Genomic DNA, 6,455 nt, shown 5'->3' on the forward strand with positions numbered 1-6,455 from the left:
CTACCGTCCAGCCGCGGCTCCAGACGCCCGGGGAGATGTTCCGCCAGGCCCGTTTCGAAGCCGGCGTCATGCGCAAAGAGCTCGCTCTCATCCTTCACTGCAGCATCCAGGCCATCGAAGCCTTCGAGAACGGCCGCAGACCGGCGCCCCAGGGGGCCATCGAGTGGATGGCCGACAAGAACCCGGCATACGGGCGCCGGCATCTGGCCCGGCTCGGGTTCGAGGCCGCCGTGGTTCTGGACGGCCCGAAGGTCGACAGGAGCCCGGTGACGATGCTCCTCGTCGGGCTTCGTGAGCTCAGGGAGACGATGGCCGCGGTCGAGGATCTGGACCTCGTCAACAAGCCGGCCGCCGGCGACCTCACCGACCACGACCGGGTCGATCTTGATGAGGTACTCGACGAGATCCTCGACATCCAGACCTGGGCGGTCAACATCTTCGACGAGCTGACGCTCCGCTACGGCGTCGACCGCAAGGTGACCGTGACCAGGCACAGCGCCAAGCTCCAGAACAGGGGCTACATCGGGGAGGCGATCACACGTGCGGACCGCTGACAGCCTCGTCCATCACATCCCCGGATGCGCCGCCCACCTGGACGACGCGGCCCGCCTGGCCAGAGAGGAGCTGAGGAAGATGGCCGACCCGATCACCGAGCTCGAGGAGAAGGTCAGCCGGATCACCGACGTCCGTGAGCAAGCGGTCTGCTTCCCGCCCATAGCAAAGGCGCTCGTCGAGGTCCTGCGCATCGCCCACGAGGCCCGCGGACTAGAGGACATGGCTCGCGCCGTCGGCCGGATCGAGGTCATCAGCGAGTGGGCCTTCAGGCGCCTGGGCCTTATGGACCAGGGCTCACCCGACGGGCAAAAGAAAAACGCCACTCCAGTTTCAGCCTAGAGCGGCGGCACGTTTTCGAGGACCCAGACACAACATCCGGTGGCCTCGCCGTCATTATACCACGACCGGTTGGGCCACCGCAAGAAAGGGGTTGACCCCATGAGACTGTTACGACTGGCTTTGCGCAACTTCAAGGGGCTCCAGAAGTTCGTCCTGGAGCCGAACGGCGCGGACATCGCGGTCTTCGGCAATAACGCCACAGGCAAGACCACCTTGGCCGACGCCTTCATGTGGCTCCTCTTCGACAAGGACTCGACGAACCGCAAGGACTTTGAGATCAAGACCCTCGGGCCGGACGGCCAGCCGGTCCACGGCCTGGAGCACGAGGTCGAGGCAACCTTGGACCTCGAGCCCGGGCGCCTGACCCTCCGTAAGGTCTATCAGGAACAGTGGACCAAGAAGCGTGGCTCAGCCGCCAAGCAGTTCACCGGGCACATCACGGACCACTTCATCGACGGGGTGCCGGCGACCAAGACGGAGTTCACGACCCGGGTGGCCAGAATCGCCGACGAGGCGGCCTTCCGCCTTCTCACCGACCCGCTCTACTTCAACGCCCAGCTCCACTGGCAGAAGCGCCGGGAGATCCTCCTACAGGTCTGCGGCGACGTGTCTGACGCCGACGTGATCGCGAGCGACCCGGCCCTGGCCGGCCTGCCGGAGATCCTCGGGAACAAGACCATCGAGCAACTCCGTAAGGTCCTGGCCGCACGCAAGGCCGAGATCAATCAGGAGCTGGACCGTATCCCCGTGCGGATCGACGAGGCGAGGAGGGGCCTCCCCGAGGCCGGCGGTGACGCTGCGGCCCTTACGACTCGGCTCGACGGCCTCCGAGCCCAGCGCTCCCAGGTCGGGGCCGAGCGTCTCCGCATCCAGGCCGGCGGCGAGGCGGCCGAGCTGACGAAGAGGCTCCGGGAGAACGAGGCGGCCGCCCTGCTTCTGCAGCAGAGCTACCGGGTCAAGGCGGACGAGGCGGTAAGGGAAACCCAGGTGCTCCTGGCCGACGAGATTTACGAGGCCGATCGGCGGGCAAGGGATGGCCGGCGCCTGCGCGACGAGATCGCCCAGGGCCAGAAGGACCTCGCCCTGAGTCAGGCGCGTACCCAGAAGCTCCGCGACCAATGGCACGAGGTCGACGCGCGGCACCTGACCCTCAGCATCGAGGAGGTCTGCCCGACCTGCGGACGGCCGCTCCCCGAGGACCGGGTGCGCGAGGCGAGGGAGAAGGCTCAGGCCGATTTCAATGCCCGGAAGGCCGCGGAACTCGAGGAGATCACAGCGCAGGGAAAGCGCCTCGCCGAGTCGGTCGAGACGGCGCAGCGTTCCGTCGCTAAGCTCGAGGCGATGGCCGCAGAGGCCGAGCGGGACGCCGCCGAGCACCAGGCCAAGGTGGCCGAACTCCAGGGCAAGGTCAACCGTCTCCGGGCCGACGCGCCGGTCATCGAGTCCGACTCCGAGTACAAGCGCCTCGAGGCCGAGCGGCACGAGATCCGAGAGAAGCTGGCAAAGCTCCGCGAGGGCAACACCGAGGCCCTGGCCCGGGTCGAAGGCCGGGTGCGGGAACTGGACGAGCAGATCACGGCCGCCGAGGCCGACCTCGGTCGGATCAGCCAACGCGAGCGCGGCCTGGAGCGGATCAAGGAGCTGGAGGCCGACGAGCGGCGCCTGGCCGGTGAGTTCGAGGAACTCGAGCGTCAACTGTACCTGACCGAGCAGTTCATCCGGGCCAAGGTCTCGATGCTGGAAGAGCGGGTCAACGGATGCTTCCAACTGGCCCGGTTCAAGCTTTTCGACCAGCAGGTCAACGGCGGGCTCACGGAGGTATGCGAGGCGACCTACAACGGCGTCCCTTACAGCGGCCTCAACCACGGCGGTCAGCTCAACGTGGGCCTCGACATCATCAACACCCTGACCGAGCACTACAAGTTCGTGGCGCCGGTATGGGTCGACAACGCCGAGTCGGTCACAGCGATCCTGCGGACCCGCGGACAGCAGATCAAGCTCGTCGTTTCGGCCGCGGACAAAGTCCTGCGCGTGGAGCGCGAGTCCGCGCCCATCAAGAAGGAGGTGGCCTAGGATGTCCGTTCCCCAGGCCCAGGCTCAGAACCAATCCCAGCCGAACGCCTTGGCGCTCGTCAAGAGAGACACCGTCGACGTTGTGGCTGCGAGGATCCGTCAGTTCGTGCAGGACGGCGAGCTGGCCCTGCCGGCCAACTACTCGCCCGAGAACGCCATGAAGTCGGCCTGGTTGATTTTACAGAGCACCGTCGACAAGGAGAGGCGGCCAGTGCTCAAGGCCTGCACCAAGGAGAGCATCGCCAACGCCTTGCTCGACATGGTCATCCAGGGGCTCAACCCGGCCAAGCGCCAGTGCTACTTCATCCCCTACGGCGACCAGCTCGTCTGCCAGCGCTCCTACTTCGGCGACGAGGCACTGGTCCTGAGGGTTAAGCCGGACGCCAACATCTGGTACGGCGTCGTCTACGAGGGCGACGAGTTCGAGTACCAGATGGAACGCGGCCTCCGGAAGATCACGAAGCACGTCCAGCAGATCACGAACATCAAGCCCGACAAGATCATCGCGGCATACTGCGTGATCGAGGGCAAGGACGGCCAGGTAATTCATACCGAGGTCATGACCATCGACCAGATCCACAAGTCCTGGCAGCAGAGCAAGACGTACCGGGCCAACGGCGACGGGCCGCACAACAACTTCCCCGACCAGATGTGCCTGCGCACGGCCATCCGCCGGGCCTCTAAGGCCATCATCAACAGCTCCAGCGACGACTACCTGCTCCTCGAACGCGTCAACCGGTCCGACGAGGTGGGCGCCGAGGCCGAGATCGAGGCCGAGGTCGAGGCCAACGCCAACGGCGAGATCATCGACGCCGAGACGAAGCCTGCGCCGGCCGAGCCCCAGGTGGCTGCCGCGAAGGAGCAGGCTCCCGCGGTTCAGTCGCCGGCGCCGCAGGCCCCGACCAAGGCCCCGCCGGCCCAACAGGCCAAGCAGACAAGGCTCGGAGAGCCGGGGTTCTGAGATGGGACGCCAGGTGTTCGTCGTTCACGGGTCCGGAGCCTTGCCCAAGGTCTACCACCTGCCTAACTGCAGGCGCCTGCGCCGTCGCTCCAATTTCCTCGGACTGGTGCCCATGAATGAGGAGGCCGCCCAGAGGAACGGAATGCGGCTCTGCGACTACTGCCGAGCCCGAGAGAGGAAGCATCGATCGGATGGTCGACTTCAAGGCTCATGCCAGCAGCAGCGCGGGTAACCTCTACACCGTGACGGACGGCGGGAAGACCCTTGTGATCGAGTGCGGAGTTCGCTTCAAAACCCTGCAATCGGCCCTCGGGTTTTCCTTGTCGTCCGTTTCCGGCCTCCTCGTGAGCCACGCCCACCAGGATCACGCAGCCTGCATCCAGGACGTCCTTCGGGCCAGCGTCCCTTGCTACATGAGCGAGGGGACGGCCCAGGCCCTGGGGGTCGCCGGACACCACCGGACGCACATCCTGACGGGCCTGCGACAGGTCGACATCGGCGGCTGGACCGTCTTGCCCTTTGGAGTGATTCATGATGCCGACGAACCGCTGGGTTTCCTGATCGTGGCCCCGGGCGGTGACCGGCTGGTCTATGCGGTCGACACGGCCTACGTCCCATACCGGTTCGAGCGGCTTAGCGTGATCGCCATTGAGGCCAATTTCTCGCTCGACACCATCAGGCGCAATGTGGCCAGCGGCGAGATCGCCCTGAGCCACAAGAACCGGGTGATCCAAAACCACATGAGCATCGAACGGGCCCTCGACATGCTCCGAGCCAACGACCTCAGTCAGGTGCGGGAGATCCACCTCCTGCATCTCTCGGACGGCAACAGCGACGCCGAGGCCTTCCGCCGCCAGGTCCAGGAGCTGACGGGCAAGCCCGTTTACGTCGCGGCGAGGCAGTAGGGAAGGGGAGAGCACATACGAGAAAGACCGGGGTTTTCGCAACCAAGGACGAGGTCAACCAGTTGAGGGAGTTGGCGCGTCGCGGATGGATGCCGGGCGACAGGATGATGGTCTTCTCGGTCCTGGAGGGAATCAACCGGGACCAGGCCACGGTCGACGCTCAGCGGGTCTGCCACCAGCTGGCTCTGAAACACGGCCTGCCGGAGGTCCCGGGCTACTACGGTATCACCAACGACGGTGAGTTCGAATCGACGTGACCCCAGAAGGGTGAGGTGAAAGCGCGATGGTCAAAATCTCCGTCGGCTTCGGCCACACCTTGAACCTCGGCAACTACGAGAGCGCCCGGATCGACCACGCGATCGAGATGGACGTTCCCCCGGAAGAGGTCGACGCCAAGACCGAGGAGCTCATGGCCAAAGCCAAGGCGGTCGTCCGGGGTCAGATCCAGACGCTCATGGCCAGGAATGACATCAAGAAGTGACCGGTGTTCGATGAACCGCCGAGTCCGCAAGACATCGAACACGCAACGTCCCTAGCAGCAACGATGACTCTTGAACGAGGAAAGGGGGTTTTCGGTATGTCCATGGACGGAATCAAGCTGGACATTTCCACGAGCCTCATCAATGACATCATCAAGACGCAAATCCAGGCCGCAATTATGCAGGAACTCGGCAAGGATCCACAAGGGACAATCCGCGCCGTCGTAGATGCAGCCCTCCAGGCCAAGCAGAATTCGTACGACCGCGAGACCATCTTCCACAGGCAGGTCCGCGACATGATTCAGGGCGCCGCCTCGGAGGCCTTCAAGGAATGGCTCGCGACGAACAAGCGACAGATCAAAAAGGCCGTCGCCGAACGGATCAAAGCAGAAGAAGGGCCATTCCTCAAGAGCGTGGCCGACCGGATCGTTGAGGGTATGGGAACATCGTTGTCCCTCCGGGTGACCTTCCAGGTACCCGATTGAAAGACCCTTGAGCGGCGCAGAGTGGTCAAACACCTGATTCCGTTAAACGGCCGCCAAAACCCTGGTCATCGGTCGGCCTGGCTACCAGGTGCGGAAACGGTCGCCGCTCAGTTCCTTTGACAGTCTTGGGCGGGGCGGCCCGGAAACGGCCGGGCGCGTAAGACGGTCAGAGCCGGCGGACTCTTACCGCTCGGCTGCCCTATCATCAAGGGTTCTTTGACGCTGGGGCTGTGGCTGACCCACTGAAGGCCCCCAATCTCCGGGGAGAACGGAGCCCGCCCACAATCTTGCCCTTTGGGAGGGGATACCCCTTGGCGATACCCGAGCCCGTTGCCCCACCGACCCCCGAGGCCCCACCGAAGCCGCACTGGTCGTCAGCCCTGCCGATCAGGGTGGTCAGGTCGCTCCCGAGGCGGGAGAAGCGCCTGATCTGGCGCCGGTGGTTCAAGTACCGCCGGGCCAGCATCCCCGGCGACAACCGACGAGAGAAGCGGCAAAACTGGCGGGCCCTGTGGGGCCTGCTCAGGACGCCGAATAGGAGGTGAGCCAAGATGAGGGGTAGGCTCAGACTAGCCTGGACGCTCATGTGCGGCAACTGCCTCAGACGGCTGACTGTCGGCTCCAGAACAGAGAGCCAGAATGGCGCCAGGGCCAACGC

At 64.8% G+C, this 6,455-nt stretch carries 9 protein-coding genes; all 9 read left to right on the forward strand.

The window, feature by feature from the left end; all coding sequences use genetic code 11:
• Positions 1-554: hypothetical protein (locus VGL40_03375; protein ID HEY3314310.1), on the forward strand; the 554-nt coding region annotated here is incomplete at its 5' end.
• Complete coding sequence (locus tag VGL40_03380; protein ID HEY3314311.1) at positions 541-894, forward strand: hypothetical protein; 354 nt, start codon at positions 541-543, stop codon at positions 892-894. The genes VGL40_03375 and VGL40_03380, both read left to right, overlap by 14 nt.
• A gap of 99 nt (positions 895-993) precedes the next feature.
• Positions 994-2,967 (forward strand): AAA family ATPase, encoded by a 1,974-nt coding sequence (locus tag VGL40_03385; GenBank protein ID HEY3314312.1) that lies wholly within the window; start codon positions 994-996, stop codon positions 2,965-2,967.
• Position 2,968: 1 nt separating this feature from the next.
• Positions 2,969-3,928: a RecT family recombinase gene (locus tag VGL40_03390; GenBank protein HEY3314313.1), complete on the forward strand. Its 960-nt coding sequence runs from the start codon at positions 2,969-2,971 to the stop codon at positions 3,926-3,928.
• A 191-nt stretch (positions 3,929-4,119) separates the two neighbouring features.
• Entirely contained in the window at positions 4,120-4,833 is a 714-nt protein-coding gene (locus VGL40_03395) for an MBL fold metallo-hydrolase (GenBank protein HEY3314314.1), read from the forward strand.
• 62 nt (positions 4,834-4,895) lie between these two features.
• Positions 4,896-5,090 carry a hypothetical protein gene (locus VGL40_03400; GenBank protein HEY3314315.1) on the forward strand — a complete coding sequence of 65 codons (195 nt, stop codon included), beginning with the start codon at positions 4,896-4,898 and terminating at the stop codon, positions 5,088-5,090.
• Positions 5,091-5,116: 26 nt separating this feature from the next.
• Positions 5,117-5,314 carry a hypothetical protein gene (locus tag VGL40_03405; protein ID HEY3314316.1) on the forward strand — a complete coding sequence of 66 codons (198 nt, stop codon included), beginning with the start codon at positions 5,117-5,119 and terminating at the stop codon, positions 5,312-5,314.
• Between the two features lie 96 nt (positions 5,315-5,410).
• A complete protein-coding gene (locus VGL40_03410; protein HEY3314317.1) occupies positions 5,411-5,797 on the forward strand; it encodes a hypothetical protein in 387 nt (128 codons plus the stop codon).
• A gap of 311 nt (positions 5,798-6,108) precedes the next feature.
• On the forward strand, positions 6,109-6,342 hold the full coding sequence (locus VGL40_03415; GenBank protein ID HEY3314318.1) for a hypothetical protein: 234 nt from the start codon (positions 6,109-6,111) through the stop codon (positions 6,340-6,342).
• The last annotated feature ends 113 nt before the right edge of the window (positions 6,343-6,455 follow it).

The sequence above is a fragment of the Bacillota bacterium genome, from assembly GCA_036504675.1.
Taxonomy (GTDB): domain Bacteria; phylum Bacillota; class Sulfobacillia; order JAJYWN01; family JAJZPE01; genus DASXUT01.